The sequence below is a fragment of the Corynebacterium sp. HMSC074H12 genome (assembly GCF_001813755.1).
In the GTDB taxonomy this organism is placed as follows: Bacteria; Actinomycetota; Actinomycetes; order Mycobacteriales; family Mycobacteriaceae; genus Corynebacterium; species Corynebacterium hiratae.
This window is the reverse complement of the sequence record NZ_KV813916.1, coordinates 1-18,232: the sequence shown is the minus strand read 5'-3', so window position 1 is coordinate 18,232 and position 18,232 is coordinate 1. Positions and strand designations below refer to the sequence as shown.

17 protein-coding genes and 2 tRNA genes are annotated in these 18,232 nt (G+C 58.2%); 9 read left to right on the top strand and 10 right to left on the bottom strand.

The features are described from left to right. Positions 1–206: 206 nt before the first annotated feature. Positions 207–2,747, bottom strand: coding sequence for an aminopeptidase N (pepN, locus tag HMPREF2932_RS07635; protein ID WP_071409940.1), 2,541 nt, complete (start codon positions 2,745–2,747; stop codon positions 207–209). 99 nt (positions 2,748–2,846) lie between these two features. Between pepN and HMPREF2932_RS07630 the strand changes: the two genes are divergently transcribed. Then, a complete protein-coding gene (locus HMPREF2932_RS07630; RefSeq protein WP_071409939.1) occupies positions 2,847–3,461 on the top strand; it encodes a mycothiol-dependent nitroreductase Rv2466c family protein in 615 nt (204 codons plus the stop codon). Between the two features lie 37 nt (positions 3,462–3,498). Further along, on the top strand, positions 3,499–3,972 hold the full coding sequence (locus HMPREF2932_RS07625) for a ribose-5-phosphate isomerase (RefSeq protein WP_046647313.1): 474 nt from the start codon (positions 3,499–3,501) through the stop codon (positions 3,970–3,972). On the opposite strand, the gene HMPREF2932_RS07620 is transcribed toward HMPREF2932_RS07625, so the two are convergent. Both HMPREF2932_RS07620 and HMPREF2932_RS07615 read right to left on the bottom strand, forming a co-directional pair. After that, entirely contained in the window at positions 3,969–4,796 is an 828-nt protein-coding gene (locus HMPREF2932_RS07620; protein ID WP_070680848.1) for an aldo/keto reductase, read from the bottom strand. The two genes, HMPREF2932_RS07625 and HMPREF2932_RS07620, sit on opposite strands and share 4 nt — an antisense overlap. Before the next feature lie 154 nt (positions 4,797–4,950). Then, positions 4,951–5,025, bottom strand: a tRNA-Gly gene (locus tag HMPREF2932_RS07615). A 187-nt stretch (positions 5,026–5,212) separates the two neighbouring features. Between HMPREF2932_RS07615 and HMPREF2932_RS07610 the strand changes: the two genes are divergently transcribed. From HMPREF2932_RS07610 to tig, 3 genes are all read left to right on the top strand, one after another. Beyond that, positions 5,213–6,031: a hypothetical protein gene (locus tag HMPREF2932_RS07610; protein ID WP_071409938.1), complete on the top strand. Its 819-nt coding sequence runs from the start codon at positions 5,213–5,215 to the stop codon at positions 6,029–6,031. Positions 6,032–6,168: 137 nt separating this feature from the next. Next, positions 6,169–6,242: transfer RNA gene (locus HMPREF2932_RS07605), tRNA-Pro, on the top strand. Between the two features lie 73 nt (positions 6,243–6,315). Further along, positions 6,316–7,674, top strand: coding sequence for a trigger factor (gene tig, locus HMPREF2932_RS07600; protein WP_071409937.1), 1,359 nt, complete (start codon positions 6,316–6,318; stop codon positions 7,672–7,674). Positions 7,675–7,846: 172 nt separating this feature from the next. Here the strand turns inward: tig and HMPREF2932_RS07595 are convergent, their stop codons facing one another. The 6 genes from HMPREF2932_RS07595 to HMPREF2932_RS13960 form a co-directional block, all read right to left on the bottom strand. Beyond that, positions 7,847–8,428, bottom strand: a complete 582-nt coding sequence (locus tag HMPREF2932_RS07595) for an NADPH-dependent FMN reductase (RefSeq protein ID WP_049154325.1) — start codon at positions 8,426–8,428, stop codon at positions 7,847–7,849. A gap of 39 nt (positions 8,429–8,467) precedes the next feature. Beyond that, positions 8,468–8,740, bottom strand: coding sequence for a hypothetical protein (locus HMPREF2932_RS07590; RefSeq protein WP_034655492.1), 273 nt, complete (start codon positions 8,738–8,740; stop codon positions 8,468–8,470). Next, the gene (nrdF, locus tag HMPREF2932_RS07585; protein WP_023020918.1) at positions 8,724–9,749 is read right to left on the bottom strand and encodes a class 1b ribonucleoside-diphosphate reductase subunit beta; all 1,026 of its coding nucleotides are present in this window, start codon (positions 9,747–9,749) and stop codon (positions 8,724–8,726) included. The genes HMPREF2932_RS07590 and nrdF overlap by 17 nt, the downstream gene beginning before the upstream one ends. A 51-nt stretch (positions 9,750–9,800) precedes the next feature. Further along, a complete protein-coding gene (gene nrdE / locus HMPREF2932_RS07580) occupies positions 9,801–11,996 on the bottom strand; it encodes a class 1b ribonucleoside-diphosphate reductase subunit alpha (RefSeq protein WP_070546357.1) in 2,196 nt (731 codons plus the stop codon). A 50-nt stretch (positions 11,997–12,046) separates the two neighbouring features. After that, positions 12,047–12,484 (bottom strand): class Ib ribonucleoside-diphosphate reductase assembly flavoprotein NrdI, encoded by a 438-nt coding sequence (gene nrdI / locus HMPREF2932_RS07575; protein ID WP_012715214.1) that lies wholly within the window; start codon positions 12,482–12,484, stop codon positions 12,047–12,049. A gap of 145 nt (positions 12,485–12,629) precedes the next feature. Next, positions 12,630–13,310, bottom strand: coding sequence for a metal-dependent transcriptional regulator (locus tag HMPREF2932_RS13960; RefSeq protein WP_071409936.1), 681 nt, complete (start codon positions 13,308–13,310; stop codon positions 12,630–12,632). A 138-nt stretch (positions 13,311–13,448) separates the two neighbouring features. Here HMPREF2932_RS13960 and HMPREF2932_RS07565 point away from each other — a divergent pair, with 138 nt between their 5' ends. Further along, complete coding sequence (locus tag HMPREF2932_RS07565; protein ID WP_070517922.1) at positions 13,449–14,048, top strand: ATP-dependent Clp protease proteolytic subunit; 600 nt, start codon at positions 13,449–13,451, stop codon at positions 14,046–14,048. A 21-nt stretch (positions 14,049–14,069) separates the two neighbouring features. Further along, a complete protein-coding gene (locus HMPREF2932_RS07560; protein WP_070447792.1) occupies positions 14,070–14,693 on the top strand; it encodes an ATP-dependent Clp protease proteolytic subunit in 624 nt (207 codons plus the stop codon). A gap of 53 nt (positions 14,694–14,746) precedes the next feature. On the opposite strand, the gene fabG is transcribed toward HMPREF2932_RS07560, so the two are convergent. Further along, a complete protein-coding gene (gene fabG / locus HMPREF2932_RS07555) occupies positions 14,747–15,517 on the bottom strand; it encodes a 3-oxoacyl-ACP reductase FabG (protein ID WP_071409935.1) in 771 nt (256 codons plus the stop codon). 203 nt (positions 15,518–15,720) lie between these two features. Between fabG and clpX the strand changes: the two genes are divergently transcribed. Together clpX and HMPREF2932_RS07545 are read left to right on the top strand one after the other, a co-directional pair. Further along, positions 15,721–17,016, top strand: a complete 1,296-nt coding sequence (gene clpX / locus HMPREF2932_RS07550; RefSeq protein ID WP_071409934.1) for an ATP-dependent Clp protease ATP-binding subunit ClpX — start codon at positions 15,721–15,723, stop codon at positions 17,014–17,016. A 90-nt stretch (positions 17,017–17,106) separates the two neighbouring features. Further along, complete coding sequence (locus HMPREF2932_RS07545; protein ID WP_049154338.1) at positions 17,107–18,042, top strand: sugar-binding transcriptional regulator; 936 nt, start codon at positions 17,107–17,109, stop codon at positions 18,040–18,042. Positions 18,043–18,232 lie beyond the last annotated feature (190 nt).

Here is an 18,232-nt window from a genome sequence, read left to right as displayed (position 1 = left end):
GGCGGAGGTAGGTTTCGATATCCCCCATGGGCACGAAGATTAAAGCAGCACCCGCAGCCTCGCAACCGGAGGAACAAAATCCCTGCTTAGAAGGGATGCGTCACGTGTAGTGGGGAGATTGTGGATCACAGGTCGGGATAAGCGCCAAACACGGGCTCGGAACTGGCATGAGAAAAGCCCCTCAGGGGAGGGGCTAGATGCGTGTGCTAACCGCGGTCGACGGCGCGGTTGCGCAGGGCGCGGGCGAGGCGGTCACGCTGCTCGGTCACGGCGCGGCGCAGGCCACCGGCCAGGTCGCGGGAGAGGAACTCGTCGGCGCGGTCGAGGGTCTCCTGGCTGACATCCCAGCGCGGGAACAAGCCGGTCACCGTGGTCAAGGCAATCTCGTTGGACTGCGCGGACCAGATCTTTTCCGCCACGTCGAAGAACTCTGCACTCGGCAGGAGCTCGTCGGCGCCTACGAACGTCAGGCCCGCCAGCTTCGACTCCAAGTCGCGGTTGCCCAGCTCACCGGCGACAATCTCGTCCCACACCGCGCGCTTGTTGTCCTCGGTGTTTACGGCAGCCAACGCCTTAAGCGAGGCCTGGTAGCCCGTCGCGGTGTTATCGCGTTTGAGTTCCTCCGCCACCGCCGTCATGGCGGCGCCGGCGGCCTCGGGGCCGGTGACGTCGGCAAGCGAGCCATCGGCGATAAGCGCGGTGAGCACCTTCCAGCGCAGGCCCGCATCCGAGGAAGTCTGAAGGAGCTCTTGGAAGAAGGTGCGGGAGGCGTCGTGAAGCTTGATGCCAGCCAGCGCCTGGGTGAAGACGATGGAGCGCTCGGCGTTATCGGAGCGGGCGCCGTCAAGGAGGGCGTCGGCAAGCTGCGTATCCTCCTTTGCCCACTCGGGGTCCGCATAGGTGGACTGGGCCGTTGCGGCCTGGGAGAGGATGCGCTCCAGCACGGCGAGCTCGGTCTCCGCCGCCGCGCCGCGGGCGACAAGCGCCACGAAATCGCGGGCGCGCATGGTACCTGCCCGGGTCATCTCCCAGGCGGTGGACCAGCACAAAGTGCGGGCCATGGGGTCTTCGAACTTGTCGACATTCTCCAATAGGAACTGCAAGGAACCGGCGTCCAGCTCGATGAGGCAGTAGGTCAGGTCATCGTCGTTAGGCAGCACAAAGTCGATGTCCGCCTGCTTGCGGCCAATGAGTTCCGGAATCTCGGTAAAGGCGCCATCGATATCCATCTCGATGCGCTCGGTGCGCACCACCTTCTCTCCTTGCAGGGCGTAGACGCCGACGGCGACGCGGTGGGTGCGCAGAGTATCGCCACGTTGGGTGAGATAGGCCTGTGTGATGGTGCCGGACTCGTCCGTCTCCAACGCCACACCCAGAGTGTTCACTCCCGTGGTCTTCAGCCACTGCTGTGCCCAGAAGGACAGGTCGCGCCCCGAGGCCTCCTCGAGGTGGCGCAGCAAATCCCCGAAAGTAGCGTTGGCCCACTGGTGCTCCTGGAAGTGGCGGCGCACGCCAGCGAAGAAATTCTCGCGGCCCACGTACGCCTGCAACTGCTTCAGCACCGACGCCCCCTTGGCGTAGGTGATGCCGTCGAAGTTCTGCTCCACAGTCTCAATATCGGAGGCATCCGTGGAAATCGGGTGCGTCGTGGGCAGCTGGTCCTGCTGGTAGGCCCAGGCTTTCTCCACGTTGGCAAAGGTCACCCACGCGGTGTCGTACTGGGTCTCTTCTGCTTGGGAAATCGCCGCCGACCAGGTGGCGAAGGACTCGTTGAGCCACAGGTCATCCCACCACTGCATGGTCACGAGGTCACCGAACCACATGTGCGCCAGCTCGTGCAGAATGGTGTCCGCGCGGCGCTCGTACTTGTAGTGCGAGGCTTGCGACGTAAAAACATACTCGTCGCGGATGGTCACGCAGCCGGCGTTCTCCATTGCGCCGGCGTTGAACTCCGGAACGAAAATCTGGTCGTACTTGCCAAAGGGGTAGGCAAAGCCGAAGTTGCGGTGGTAGAAATCAAAACCCTGCTTGGTCTCCGTGAACAGGCGCTCGGCGTCGAGCGAATCCAGCAGCGAGGGGCGGCAATAAATACCCAACGGCACCTCAACGGTTTTAGCAGGCGAGCCCTCCGGGTGCTCCGCCAGCGTGCCCGTCCACGTATCCGTCACGCCCACATACGGGCCCGCACACAGAGCAATCAGGTACGTCGACAGCGGGTAATCCACCGCCGCGCGCACGGTGTTGCCTGAACGCCTGATGGGGGAGTTGGTAATCACCGTCCAGTGCTCTGGGACCTCAAAAGCCAGCGAGTACGTAGCCTTCAGATCCGGCTGGTCAAAGCAGGCGAAGACGCGCTTGGCGTCGGCAGTCTCGAACTGGGTGTAGAGGTAAGCTTCACCGTCGACCGGGTCAACGAAGCGGTGCAGGCCCTCGCCGGTGCGCGAATAGCGGATTTTCGCCACGACCTTCAGCTCATACTCCGCCACCTGCAGACCCGACAGGGGGATGCCGTAGGTCGGGTCATAAGCACTGGTGGGCAGGGGAGCGCCGTTGAGGCGGACCTCGAGAAGCTCGTCACCGCGCAGATCAATAAATGTCGAGCCAGCTTCCTTCACGCGGAACGTCACCACCGTGGTGGAGGTGAAAAACTCCTCCCCGGTGAGGTCGAGGGCAACGTCATAGTGGCTTACCTCCAGCATGCCGGAGCGCTGTTGGGCTTCCTCGCGGGTGAGGTTAATCGAGGTCATGTAGGTTACTCCTCTTCGTCGGTGATTAAGTCTCTGCACCAGCGTAGTCACACGCCTAGGGTGGGGTGCCACAGACTACACAAGCAAAGGAGATTTACTGTGGCCCAACAAGTAACCTTCTGGTTCGACTGCTCCTGCCCCTTCGCATGGCTGACCTCGCGCTGGATTAAAGAGGTGGAGAAGGTCCGCGATATCGAGGTGACCTTCCAGCCGATGTCCCTCTCGGTGCTCAACAAGGGCCGCGACTTGGACCCGGAGTACATGAAGATGATGGAGGCCAACTGGGGCCCTGCCCGCGTAGCAGCCAAGATTGCCGTGGAGGCCCCGGACAAGGTCGACGCCTTCTACACCGCCATGGGCACCCGCATCCACGCGGAGGGCCAGGGCGGCAAGAAGGGTTACGGCGCCTACGACGACATCATCAAGCAGGCGCTTGACGACGTCTCCCTCCCCTCCACCTTCGCCTCCGTGGCCAACACCGAAGAGATGGATGAGAAGCTCACCGAGTTCCACAACCGCGGCATCTCTGAGGTTGGCGATGAGGTCGGCACCCCGGTGGTGAAGTTCGGCGATACCGCTTTCTTCGGCCCGGTCATTACCCGCGTTCCCACCGGCGAGGAAGCCGGCGAGCTTTTCGACGCCTCCGTGCGCCTCGCCAAGTTCCCGTACTTCTTCGAACTCAAGCGCTCCCGCACCGAATCCCCGCAGGTTTAGTGCGTGGGATGGCCCACAGGCCGGTAGGATGTGGGCCATGCGCGTTTATTTAGGAGCAGACCACGCAGGGTTCGAGATGAAAAACATCATCGCCGAGCACCTGAAGAAGCAGGGCCACGACGTCATTGACTGCGGTGCCCACGAGTACGACGCCGAGGATGACTACCCGGCATTTTGCATTGAGGCCGCGCTGCGAACCGTCAACGATCCGGGCTCGCTCGGCATCGTACTGGGCGGTTCCGGCAACGGCGAGCAGATCGCCGCGAATAAGGTGAAGGGCGCGCGCTGCGCCCTGGCGTGGTCCCCGGAGACCGCACGCCTGGCCCGCGAGCACAACAACGCCCAGCTCATCGGTATCGGTGGCCGCATGCACTCCGAGGAGGAGGCACTCGCGATCGTGGATGCCTTCCTGGATCAGGAATGGTCCCGTGCTGAGCGCCACCAGCGCCGCATCGACATTCTTGCTGAGTACGAGCGCACCAACATTCCGCCGGAGCTTCCGGAGGCCTAGTTCATGTCCTTGGGGTGAGTGCCGCCGCGGCCCTCTTCCCCGAGGTCAAGATCAGTAATCGCAGCCATCTCGGATTCATCGAGTTCGAAGCCGAATACATCGAAGTTCTGCGCGATGCGCTCCGGGTTTTCGGACTTCGGGAACACGATGACGCCATTTTGCAGGTGCCAGCGGATGATCACCTGGGCGGGGGAGACGCCATACTTTTCGGCAGGCTCGGTGATTTCCGGCTGCTCGAAAAGGTCCGTCTTACCCTGGCCTAGTGGGCCCCAGGCTTCGATGTGCACCTGGTGGGCGCGGAAGGCATCGAGCTCACGCCAGCGCTGTAGGTAGGGGTGCAGCTCCACCTGGTTGACCACGGGGGTCTCATCAGTCTGGGTTTCTAGCTGGTCCAGGTGCTCGAGTTCGAAGTTGGAAACACCGATGGACTTGGCCTTGCCGGCCTTCTTTAGTTCAATGAGCTGCTTCCATGCCTCGACGTAGTGGCCGTTATCTGGGCAGGGCCAGTGGATGAGGTAGAGGTCCACGTAATCGAGACCTAGCTTCTCCAAAGACTCGTCGAGAGCTGCGGCCGCATCAGTCTGGCGGTCGTTCCACAGCTTCGTGGTGATGAACAGCTCCTCGCGGGGGATGCCGGACTTGGCAATCGCGCGGCCCACACCTTCCTCGTTGCCGTAGATGGCAGCGGTGTCGATGTGGCGGTAGCCCACCTTGAGGGCTTCGAGGACCAGTTCCTCGGTCTTGTCGGGTTCTACCTTGAAGACACCGTAGCCGAGCTGGGGGATGGTGTTGCCGTCGTTGAGTTCAATAATGGGTACAGTCATGCGGCCCACTCTACGTAGGGGCGGCGCATTCTGACAGAAAAGATGCATGGCCAGGCATGATGCGGCGGCAAAACAAGCCATGGGCGCTAACGAATGTGAAAAACGACTGAAGCCGCACCGGCTACCTAAAATAGGTGGTCAATGCAGCTTTTCGTGGAGGGAATGACGGGAATCGAACCCGCGTCTTCAGCTTGGAAGGCTGAGGTATTAGCCACTATACGACATTCCCACAACCGACGATCTCAAACTTTCAAAGCTTCGACTTTGAAAGCCGTTGAATCGGCGTGCGAACTACTTTAGCGCACGTGGGTGCTGAAACGAAAATGGGAACTAGAAGAGGGCAAAGATCGTTATTTTGGATAGGTACACAATCATAACTACGCACAATTCGACTCTTAGATGAAAGTGGTGCTTTCGTGAGCTCGTTATTGCTCCTTGTCCTCATTGTCGGCGGCGGCGCATGGTTCCTCTCCTCGAGAAGCGGGAAAAAGCAGCAGGAGCTGCGGGAATCCCAGCGCTTCGATGATGCGATGGCGGATGCGCGCCGCTGGACCGAGCGCCTTGGTGGCCAGGTCATGAACTTAAGCGGAACGGACACCGCCTCCCAGCAGGCCATGGCGGATGCATCCGAGCGTTTTACCGCCGCCAACTCCGCGATTTCCCAGGCCACGACGGTCAAGCAAGCGCACCTAGCGCGCGAATCTGCGCTGGAGGGTCTTTACTATGTTGCGGCCGCCCGCGAGATTATGGGCATGGACCCGGGTCCTGAGCTGCCGCCGCTGGAAGGTCAGCGCCAGGCCGGCAAGGTGACGGAGACCCGCACGGTGGAGGCCAACGGGGAGACGCTGACGGCGTCGCCAAGCGCATCTGCAGAAACCCCCAACTACTACCCGGGCGGTGTCGTGGCTGGACGCCCGGTCCCGGCCGGTTGGTATTCCCGCCCGTGGTGGGCCGATGCGCTGACCACCGGCGTGTGGATGGTGGGCTACTCCATGATGTTTAACGCGATGTTTGCCGGCATGGCGGGAGTGGGCTACTCCGCCGCGGCGGCTGAAAGCGGCGACTGGGGTGGAGACCTCGGCGGCGCTGAAGGCATGGACGGCGGTGCCATGGACGGAGCCGGTGATATGGGCGCTGGCGATGTCGGAGGAGAAGACGATGGCGGTTTCTTCGACGGCCTCTTTGGTGGCGACGGGGGCGATGGCGGAATGTTTGATTTCGACTTCGACTTCTAAAGCGAAAATTGCCTCTGACGTGGGGAAACAAAGTTTAATTGGGGCCGGTGTTGGGATAGTCAAGCGGCTATCGGTACACTAGCCCCAGTATGAAGCGCAGCTGCGTGCGGAACTTCCGGGCGCAGAGGCTTTCCATACGGGGCGTGGCGCAGCTTGGTAGCGCACCTGCTTTGGGAGCAGGGGGTCGCAGGTTCAAATCCTGTCGCCCCGACGTATGGGGGCCTGGACACTCATCCAGGCCCCCTAATTTCATCTTTGAACGATCACAATCAGGAGAGTTTCTCGTGAAGACCACCGTAGACAAGCTGAGCGATACCCGCGTCAAGCTCACCGTCAACGTTCCGTTCGCTGAGCTGGACAAGGAAATCGATCAGGCCTACGCGGCGATCGCGCAGCAGGTTTCCATCCCGGGTTTCCGTAAGGGCAAGGCTCCGCGCCAGCTTATCGACGCCCGCTTTGGTCGTGGCCCCATCCTCGAGCAGGTCGTCAACGACATGCTGCCGTCCCGCTACGAGCAGGCTGTTACCGAAAACGATCTCAAGGTCATTGGTCAGCCGGAGATCGACATTGCCAAGCTGGAGGACAACGACTTCGTCGAGTTCACCGCTGAGGTAGATATCCGCCCCGAGTTCGAGGTGCCGGACTTCTCCAAGATTTCCGTCAAGGTGCCGGCGCTCGAGATTGGCGATGAAGACGTCGACAAGGCCCTCGAGGACCTGGCTTCCCGCTTCGGTGAGCTCAAGGACACCAAGCGCAAGATGAAGACCGGTGACTTCGCTGTCATCGACATCACTACCGAGGTTGATGGCACCAAGCTGGAGGAGGCTTCCCACGAGGGGATGACCTACCGCATCGGTGACGACAACCTGATTAAGGGCCTCGACACCGCACTGCGCGGCATGAAGACCGACGAAGACAACGAGTTCACCACCACCATCCAGTCCGGTGAGCACGAGGGCGAAGAGGCCACCGTGAAGGTCCACGTCCAGCAGACCAAGGAGCGCAAGCTGCCGGATCTCGACGACGAGTTCGCACAGATGGCCTCCGAGTTTGACACCATCGACGAGCTGCGCGAGGACACCAAGACCCGCGTCGAGGAGACCAAGAAGTCTGAGCAGGCTGCCGCTATCCGCGATGAGGTCCTGAAGGCCGCTCTGGCAGAGGTTTCCTTCGAGCTGCCGTCCTCCATCGTTGATGAGCAGGTTCACGCTCAGCTGCATCAGATCCTGGGTCAGATGGCTCACGACGAGAAGGCGCTGGCCCAGCTGCTTGAGGCACAGGGAACGACCCGCGAGGAGTTCGACGCTGATGCTCGCAAGTCCGCTGAGGAATCTGTCCGCACCCAGCTCTTCCTGGACGCACTGGCTGAGGTTGAGGAGCCGGAGGTGTCTCAGCAGGAGCTGACCGACCACATCCTGTTCACCGCTCAGTCCTACGGCATGGACCCGAACCAGTTCATCCAGCAGCTGCAGTCCAGCAACCAGCTGGGTAACCTGTTCTCCGACGTTCGCCGCGGCAAGGCCCTGGCTACGGCTATCTGCCGCGCCGAGGTCACCGACGAGGCCGGCAACAAGGTTGATGTTGACCAGTACTTCGGTGAGATCGAAGAAGAGGACGCTGCTGAAGCTTCCGAGGAGAAGTAATCTCCCGCTTGTAACGCGCTGCTGCCACATGTGTGGTGGCGAGCGCGCATGAAACCCCGGATTCAGGTAACTCAAGGATGAGCCTGAATCCGGGGTTTTGTCATTGTGAACGCCCTCTAGGAGTCTTTGAGTACTTCGTAGAGGGCGTGATGGGTGTTGGCTAGGGATATCGCTAGCCGTTCGTGGCTCTACCGGCCTCGTCGGTTAGCTGCAGGAAGCGCATGACGTAATCCTTGACAAAGTCTGCGGTACGTTGATTGAGATGTCCGGACTCTTCGAAAAGGGTGGGGGATTGGCCCAGAAATACTTCGGGCTGACCAGGGAGCGGCATATCGAAGTAGGACAGGGCGAGGCGAAGGTTCTTCTGTGAACTGTAGCCGCCCATGCGGCCTACAGAGTGGCTAATGATACCTGCGGGAAGGTTCTTCCACGCCACATCTGAGTTGGGCTTAGAGCCGATGTCCACTGCGTTCTTGAGGCAGGCAGGGATAGTGCGGTTGTTCTCTGGCGTAATGAAGAGGATCCCGCTCGAGTTCTTGATGGTCTCGCGAAAGGTGGTGTACTCAGCCGGAGTGGGCTTGTCCGTGACGGCGGGGTCATCGTAGTCGAAGTCATAGAGCGGCAAGTCACGGATTTCCACGATGTTTGCCTCGTAGTCTTCAGGGATCATCGTGAGCACCTCGTGTGCAATCTTGCGTGCAAATGACTCTCGGCGCAGGCTGCCGACGATAACGCTGATACGTGGGGTGGTCATGGTAAACCTTCTTTCTTAGTTGGGTGTAGGGAGACGTGGTCAAGGGAGAAAAGGCTTGCAGCCAAAGGCCGGTGGTGGGCCGGCAGCGTGGGCGGCGGTGAGGAAGCCATCTACTTTGTCTCCTTCTTCATGGCGGAAGTACAGTTCGATGAGCCCTAGAAGACCCCCGAGGACGGCCTCTCGTGCGGCGGATGTATTCAACAGCCGCATGGCTGCGGGTTGGTTTCCTTCGCGGATGGCTTCAAACAGCGCGATGGTCTCAAGCCAGCTTCCTTGGTCCGGTCGCGGAAAAGGTTTAGAAATCCCAGTCATCATCACTCGTTTCTTCAGCAGTACCAATGACATAGGAGGAACCAGATCCGGAGAAGAAGTCATGGTTCTCATCTGCTCCGGGGGCTAGGGCCGCGAGGATTTCTGGGTTCACTTCCGTTTCTTCGGGCGGGAAATAGTCCGGGTAGCCCAAATTCATGAGTGCCTTATTGGCGTTATAGCGAACGAACACGGCTACATCATCCATGAGTCCCAAAGGCTCATATAGCTCGCCGGAATAGTCCAGCTCTAGTGCATAAAGCTCTTCGAGCAAAGAAATGGTGAAATCATGCATTTCCTTCTGCCGTAGCGGGGTCGTGGATTCCAAACCGCGCTGATACTTGTAGCCCGAGTAGTAGCCGTGCACTGCCTTGTCACGCAGAATGAGGCGAATCATGTCTGCCGTATTTGTCAGGGTGGCGTGGACAGAAAAGTGCAAGGGAAGATAGAAACCCGCGTAGAGAAGCAGCGAGGAAAGCAGCGTCGATGACACCTTGCGTTTGAGTGGATCCGGCCCAAAATAGTGCGCGAGCACTTTCTTGGCGCGTGCCTGGAGAAGGTCGTTATTCACCGCCCAGCGGTATGCTTCATCAATTTCCTTTGTACTGCTCAGGGTAGAAAACACTGAAGAGTAAGAACGGGCATGGACTGACTGCATGAAGGCGATGTTGGTATACACGGCCTCCTCGTGTTCGGTGCGGGCATCTTGAATCTGACAGATTTCTCCCACAGTGGCCTGGACAGTATCCAGGGTGGTGAGTCCCGTGAACACCCGCATGGTGAGGTTGCGTTCCTCGGGCGTCATCTTCTGCCACGCCGGGAGATCGTTAGAAAGCGGGACCTTCTCTGGCAACCAAAAGTTGGCGGTGAGACGGTTCCACACTTCAAGATCCTTATCATCGCTCACCCGGTTCCAATTGATGGCGCGGATGCGGGCTGAAGGATCATGCCGGTAGCTCGGCGGAGTAACTGAAATGCTGGTTAGTTCAGCACTGTTTGATGTTGAAGACATAGCTTCCTTCTTTCTGAGTGAATGGTTGTAGACAAGGGGAGGGCCGTGCTCCTACAAAGCACAGGAGACGCAGCCTTCGACCTCGGTTCCTTGGAGCGCGGATTGGCGTAAACGGATGTAGTAGAGGGTCTTGATTCCGGCTTTCCAGGCATAGATTTGTGCCTTGTTGATGTCCCGCGTGGTGGTATCAGCGGTAAAGAACAAGGTCAGGGAAAGTCCTTGGTCCACGTGTTGGGTGGCCATGGCGTAGGTGTCGATGATTTTTTTGTATCCCACGGCGTAGGAGTCATCGAAATACTCCAGGTTGTCGTTGGTCATTTCCGGCGCGGGGTAGTACACGCGCCCCAAGCGGCCTTCCTTGCGTATTTCAATCTTGGAGGCAATCGGGTGTATGGACGCGGTGGAGTCATTGATGTAGGAAATTGATCCAGTGGGTGGAACTGCCTGCAAGTAGGCGTTGTAGATGCCGTCTTGCATCACTTGTTTCTTGAGCCGTAGCCAATCCTCGCGTTGAGGAATCTGCACGCCTGCTTCATGGAAGAGCTGTTTTACGTGTTCAGTGGCTGGCACCCAGTCTTTGTCGATGTATTTGTCAAAGTAGGCGCCAGTGGCATAGGTGGATTCTTCGAAGCCTGTGAATCGTTGACCTTTTTCAACCGCGAGTGCATGGGATGCGCGGAGCGCATGGTAGGTCACCGTGAGGAAATAGATATTTGTAAAGTCCAGTGCCTCGGCGCAGCCATAAGGAATACGCTTGGAAGCCAGGAAACCGTGGAGATTCATTTGGCCCAGACCAATGGCATGCATGGAGGCATTTCCGTGAGCGATGGAAGGAACAGCTTCGATATTCGTCAGGTCTGAAACCTTCGTGAGGGCACGTACTGCGGTTTCGACGGTCTCCCCAAAGTCCGGTGATTCAAAAGCCTTCGCAATGTTGAGCGAACCTAGATTGCAGGAAATATCCTGGCCGACGGTGGTGTAGTCACCCGAAGCTCCGTAGGTGGATGGCGTGTTGACCTGGAGGATTTCACTACACAGGTTGGACATATTGATATGTCCTTTGAGGGGATTAGCGCGGTTGACCGTATCCTCAAAGAGTATGTAGGGGTATCCGGATTCAAACTGAAGCTCAGCCAGCGTGGTGAAAAACTCGCGGGCCTTAATGGTCGTGTGAGAAATTCGCGGATTGGAAACCAGCTCGTCGTAATACTCGGTGATAGACATGTCAGACATGGCTACGCCGTACTCGCGAGCGATGTCATACGGGCTAAAAAGATGCATATCCTTGTTCTCTTTGGCCAGCTGGAAGGTTATATCTGGAATAACAACTCCCAGCGAAAGAGTCTTAATGCGGACTTTCTCATCGGCATTTTCCCGCTTGGTATCCAGGAAACGAAGAATATCTGGATGGTGCGCATGTAGGTAGACGGCTCCAGCGCCCTGTCGAGCGCCCAATTGGTTGGCATAGCTGAAGCTATCTTCCAGAATTTTCATGACTGGGACTACGCCGGAAGCTTGGTTCTCAATCTTTTTGATTGGGGCTCCGGATTCGCGCAGATTGCTCAGTAACAAGGCCACACCACCGCCGCGTTTTGAAAGCTGCAGTGCAGAGTTCACGCTGCGGCCAATGCTTTCCAAATTGTCTTCGATGCGAAGGAGGAAGCAGGAGACCATTTCGCCACGCTGGGCTTTTCCTGCGTTGAGAAAAGTAGGGGTGGCGGGCTGGAAGCGTCCGGTCATGATGTCATCCACCAGCTTCCCCGCAAGCTCTTCATCGCCCTGTGCAAGGTACAAAGCTGTGGTGGCGACGCGTTCTTCGTAGCCTTCCAGAAATCGCGAGCCATCAAAGGTTTTCAGTGCATATGAAGTAAAGAACTTAAATGCGCCGAGGAAGGTGCGGAACTGGTGTTTAGCTTGGTGTGCTCTGTCGTACATGGCGCACAGAAAGGCGTCATCATAAAGCTCAAGGAAATCCCGCTCGTAGTACTCGTTATCAACCAACCATTCCAAGCGTTGCTTGGTGGAATCGAACTGATGCATGCGGGGAGCGACATGGTGCGTGACATAGTCTTGTGCTGCCTGAATGTCCTTGTCAAACTGGATTTTTCCAAAAGCGTCGAACAAGTTCAGCTGCGCGTTGAGTGCGTGGTAGCTTTTGCGCTTGCCGACACCGCCGGCATTGTCTGCTGAAGCAGTGCGGGGCGTAGCGCCAATAGTCTGTGTGGGGGTGGCATCAAGAGGCCGCATTGTGTTGTCCAATCTGTGTGATGCGGATGTGTTCTTCATCTTGTGGGGGATTAATGGGGTGTCATCGTTAGCTGCTTTTGCTGCTCCCAAAATTTTTGAAGGCCCTGCTTTACGGCGGCAATGTCCTTCTGGGTGCCGAGAAGCTCGAAGTGATACAGCTCCGGTACGTGGCACTTGGCGGAAATGATGCGTCCGGCGACGCAGTAAGCACTTCCGAAGTTGGTATTCCCTGAGGTAATAACGCCCCGGATAAAGGAGCGGTTGATTGGGTCATTGAGGAAGTCGATGACCTGTTTGGGGACTGCGCGTTTGAGCGAGCCTCCGCCGTAGGTGGGAACGATGAGTACGTACGGGTGTGAAACCTGGATCATCCCGGTTTTCTTGGGGCGCAGCGGAATGCGCACCGCGGGTCTATCTAAGCGTTCGACGAATCTTTTTGTGTTTTCTGAAACGCTAGAAAAATACACCAAATCTGGTGAGTCTGACATAGCAATCCTGCTCATCCTGGCCTTAGCCATAAGTGGGATAGGTGATATTCGAAAAGACTAACTACGCAATGGCGTAGTTGCAACTACGGCCCAACGTAGTTTTGAAAAGGGCAGGTGAGAGTAGGATTAATGCAAAGGGGAAGGTCTAACGGCTGTGGTGTGCTACAAACACTGCGTCGGTAGCTGGGCGTCCAAGCACTACCCACTGAGTGCTGCCGGCCACCTGTATTTCGAGAGAGTCTGAAAAGGGCGCTCCCTCGCGCGTGCTAAGAACAGCCCCAGTGGCAATGCCGCGCTCTTCAAGGAATTTCAGCAGTTCTGGGTCGGAATCAGAAATGCGTTCCACGGTCACTTGCGGTTGTGCACCGCTGTCGGTGAGACGGTGTGCACTGGGGATTGTGATCTGTCCATCAACCGTAGGGATAGGATCGCCGTGCGGATCCCTAGTGGGGTAATCAAGGAACTTATCCACACGTTCTATGAGCATGTCGGACACCGCGTGTTCGAGATTTTCGGCTTCATTATGGACTTCGTCCCAGGTGTAGTCCAATGCTTGAACCAAAAAAGACTCAAGCAATCGGTGGCGGCGCACCATGACCAATGCGTACTGCCTGCCAAGTTCGGTTAACTCCACAGAGCCATAGGGCGTGTGTGACACGAGCCCTTGCTTCGACATTTTGCGCACTGCATCGGAGACCGAGGAGAGCTTGAGTCCCAGCTGTTTCGCTATAAGTGTGGCGGTAACGGGCTCGGATGACCATTCTTTTAGCCCCCAGATAGCTTTCAAATAGTTCTGGGTACTGGTGGACAGCTCGGAAACAGACATGAGTAAATGTTAACCCAGCTTCCGTATGTGCCTTTGGCGCTGTGCCCCAACGCTTATAGCGAACAGAGGCCAAGTTTGAGAGGAATGCCGGTAAGGTGGGGCCAGTTAAAGCATTCTTCACTTCAAGGAGAACCACTAATGTCTGAGAATATTTCCATGGACTCATCCTCAACGGGTATGAACCTGGGTGATAGCGTCTATGAGCGCCTTTTGCGCGAGCGCATTATTTTCCTGGGAACCCAGGTGGATGATGAGATTGCCAACAAACTGTGCGCCCAGATCCTCCTGCTGTCCGCAGAGGACCCCACTCGCGATATTTCGCTTTACATCAACTCCCCGGGTGGCTCCGTCACCGCGGGCATGGCCATCTACGACACGATGAAGTACTCGCCGTGCGACGTGGCTACCTATGGCATGGGCCTGGCTGCCTCGATGGGCCAGTTCCTGCTGTCAGGCGGCACCAAGGGCAAGCGCTACGCGCTGCCGCACGCCCGCATTATGATGCACCAGCCTTCTGCCGGTGTTGGCGGTACTGCTGCAGACATTGCCATCCAGGCGGAGCAGTTCGCGCAGACCAAGCGTGAGATGGCGGAGCTCATCGCTGAGCACACGGGCCAGACCTTCGAGCAAATTACTAAGGATTCGGACCGCGACCGCTGGTTTACCGCCCAGCAGGCCAAGGAATACGGCATCGTCGACCACGTCATCGAGTCCGTCAACGGTCCTATCACCAACTAGGGAACAAGGAGTTTTATCACTATGTCTAACCTTCAGATGCCTTCTTCCCGCTACGTTCTGCCGGAGTTCATTGAGCAGAACGCACAGGGATCGAAGACCACCAACCCGTATTCCAAGCTCTTTGAAGAGCGCATTATCTTCCTGGGCACCCAGGTCGATGACACCTCCGCCAACGACATCATGGCGCAGCTGCTGGTCCTGGAGTCCCAGGATCCGGATCGCGACATCACGATGTACATCAACTCCCCGGGCGGCTCGTTTACCGCGCTGATGGCCATCTATGACACCATGCGCTACGTTCGCCCCGACGTGCAGACCGTGTGCCTGGGCCAGGCTGCCTCCGCAGCGGCCGTTCTGCTGGCAGCCGGTGCTCCGGGCAAGCGCGCCGCACTGCCGAACTCCCGCGTGCTGATCCACCAGCCGCGTACGCAGGGCACGCAGGGCCAGGTCTCGGACCTGGAGATCGAGGCCAACGAGATCGAGCGCATGCGCCGCCTCATGGAGGAGACCCTGGCTGAGCACACCGGCCGCACCGCAGAGCAGGTGCGCATCGATACCGACCGCGACAAGATCCTCACCGCGCAGGAAGCTGTCGAGTACGGTCTCATCGATACCGTCTTTGATTACCGCAAGCTCAATGCCTAAGTGAGCAAGACTAAAGCCCCGCTGTCTAGTAGATAGCGGGGCTTAAGTCGTGATTAGCCTTCATAAGGAGGCAGGATAGCCTCGGGGGACTCGGGAAGGATCTGGCCACCGTCAATGATGAGGGTCTGCCCGGTAATGTAGCCCGCCTCGCGGGAAACCAAGAAGGCGGCGGCGTTGCCGATATCGCGCGGGGAACCCAGGCGGTGCATGGGGATGGAGCGCGCCATCTGGTCGAGGTACTCCTGACCTTGGCCCTCCAAGCCCTCGGTGAGGATGTTGCCCGGCAGAACACCGTTGATGGTGATGCCATCACGGGCAACTTCCAGTGCCGCGGAGCGCATGAAGCCTTGTTGTGCGGCCTTCGAAGCGCCGTAGTGCGCCCAGCCTGGGTAACCGGTGTGCGAGCCGGTGATAGACGTCGTGATGACGATGCGCCCGTAGCCCGCTTTCTTCATGTAGGGCAGTGCTTCCTGCACCACGGTGAACGTGCCGTGCGTATTGATGGCGAACATGGTATCCCACTGCTCGTCGGTCATGTCCTCGAGCGGGCAGTTGGGGAAGACACCGGCGTTGGAACAGACGATGTCGATGCGGCCATAGCGCTTGACGACGTCCCTGTAGAGGTTGCGGACGGAGTCGCGCGAGGTGACGTCGACAAGCAGGGCGTCCGCCCCGAGTTCTTCGGCAGTCTTCTGCGCGGCCTCGAGGTTGAGGTCAGCGATGACGACGGTCGCGCCGGCTTCGCGTAGAGCGCTGACGATGCCGCGGCCGATTCCGGCGGCGCCGCCGGTGACGATGGCAACGTGGTCCTGAAGATTAAACATGTACTGCTCCTAAGCGGTTGGGGCTGTGTGCCCCTCCAGCCTAGGCTGCTACCGGTTGTGGTGTGCTGTGATTTGTGGTCGCTGTGTAGGTGGCGCGCCGCCACGCGAGAAATAGCGCTCGAGTCTGGGTGGTTTACTAGAGTGGAATAGACTGCGGTAAAATCGCTCCACCCAACCCCAGAGAAAAGAGTTGAAAGGCCTTCATGGCACGTATGCAAGAAAGCGCTGACCTGCTCAAGTGTTCCTTCTGCGGAAAGAGCCAGAAGCAGGTGAAGAAGCTTATCGCCGGCGGCGGTGTCTACATCTGTGACGAGTGCATCGAGCTCTGCAACGAAATCATCGAGGAGGAGCTCGGCGCAGCTCAGGCTGAGGCGGACGAAGAGAAAGAAATGCGCCTTCCGCGTCCTTCGGAGATTTCGGCTTTTCTGGATAAGTACGTCATTGGTCAGGACCAGGCCAAGCGCGTGTTGTCGGTGGCTGTGTACAACCACTACAAGCGCATCAAGGCTGAGGAAGCCGCAGGCCTGGAGGGCCGTCGGAAGAAGGCGCAGGATGAAGAGGTGGAGATTGCCAAATCCAACATCCTGATGCTGGGCCCGACGGGCTCCGGTAAGACCTACCTGGCGCAGACCTTGGCGCGCCTGCTTGACGTCCCCTTTGCCATTGCGGATGCCACGAGCCTGACCGAGGCCGGCTACGTGGGCGAGGACGTGGAGAACATCCTGCTCAAGCTGCTGCAGGCTGCGGACTTTGATGTGGAGCGCGCGCAGCACGGCATCATCTATGTCGATGAGGTGGACAAGATCTCCCGCAAGTCGGAGAACCCTTCGATTACCCGCGATGTGTCCGGTGAGGGCGTGCAGCAGGCGCTGTTGAAGATCCTTGAGGGAACCGTAGCGGCCATTCCACCGCAGGGCGGGCGCAAGCACCCGAATCAGGAGTTCATCCAGCTGGATACCACGAACATCCTCTTCATCGTGGCCGGTGCATTCGCGGGCTTGGACAAGGTGATTTCGGAGCGCGTGGGCAAGAAGGGCGTGGGCTTTGGCGCCAAGCTGGAAACTAAGGATGAGAAGGAATCAGTCGACTTCTTCTCCCAGGTGCGCCCGGAGGACCTGGTGAAATTCGGCCTTATCCCGGAGTTCATCGGCCGCCTGCCGGTGGTTGCCACGGTGGATAACCTGGACCGCGAATCGCTAGTTAAGGTGCTCGTGGAGCCGAAGAACTCTCTGGTCAAGCAATACCAGCGCCTGTTCAGCATGGATGGTGCGGAGCTGCACTTCGACGACGCAGCGCTGGAAGCGATCGCTGAGCTCGCGCTCGAGCGCAAGACCGGTGCCCGCGGCCTGCGTGCCATCATGGAGGAGCTGCTCGTGCCCATCATGTATGACCTCCCAGACCGCGAGGACATCGCCAGCGTCCACATCACCGAAGCCTGCGTGAAGGGCGAAGGCGAGCCGGAGTTCGTCTACTCGGACGAAGCGAAGGAGTCCGCTTAAACCGGCTGTAGATTTATGGCTGGGTGGTGCTGGAAAGCGTCGCTCGGCCATTTTTGCGGCTCAAACCAGAGTGGATGAGAGGAATCGACCATGGAGCTACGTGACGAACAATCACTGCAGGTGGCCAAGCTTTACTATCGCGGAGGGCTGAGCCAAAGCGAGGTGGCCGCTGAGATGGGGTTGTCCCGGCCAACCGTTGCCAAGCTCTTGCAACATGCCAAAACCCGCGGATACGTCACGGTCGAAATCCATGATCCCCGTGAGGACGGCGATGAACTAGGCCAACGCCTAATGGAGCGTTATGGGCTTGAGGATGTTCGTCTCGTCTTTAGCCCTCGTGGTGATGAAGACACGCTTACAGAGGGCTTGGGGCGCGTCGGGGCCAAGATGCTCCATGAACTTGTCCATGACGGTATGAGCGTGGGAATTTCCTGGGGGAATACCATGCACGCAGTGGCGCGGCATATGCAGCCAAAAAGCGTGGCTGGAGTCGAGATTGTACAGCTCAAAGGCGGACATTCGCACTCTATCCGCGTGACGAATGACATGGATACGCTCAAGCGCATTAGTGCGGCGTTTGGAGCCGAGACTCTAAGTCTGCCTCTGCCGGTTATTTTCGACTCTGCGGAAGCAAAAGAAATCGTCGAGAAAGATAGACACATTTCTTCAATTTTGAATGCAGGGCGCCACGCTGATCTTGCGGTTTTCACTGTGGGAGCTGTCTCACGCGATAGCCTGTTGATGAACCTTGGATACCTCAGTGAAGAGGAGATCCATGTGCTTGAACGCCAGGCCGTTGGTGATGCATGCTCGCGTTTTTACACGGCCGATGGGGAGGTGGCTTCGCCAGCTATAGATGCGCGCACTATCGGCATTTCACTTTCAGAACTAAAGGCGATTCCGCAACGCTTCATGGTGGCCGGTGGGCTTCAAAAGATGGCAGCCATCGATACCGCGCTGCGCATGAAGTTGGCGACGCATGTCGTCATCGACAAAGAAACAGCGAACCGATTGCTTCAGCTTTAGGAGAAAACAAACAAAAGAGCCCCTCGTGCTGAGAGGCTCTCCTTGGTGCGGGTTAAAGAACCATGGGGGCGACGATGACGCCCACAATGGCAGCATTGAGCATGTTGGTCAAGAAGCCGCCGAACAGGGCCTTAGGCCCGAGTTTCGCAATCTCACTGTTCAGAAGACTGAAATGGTAGCGGTGTGGTGA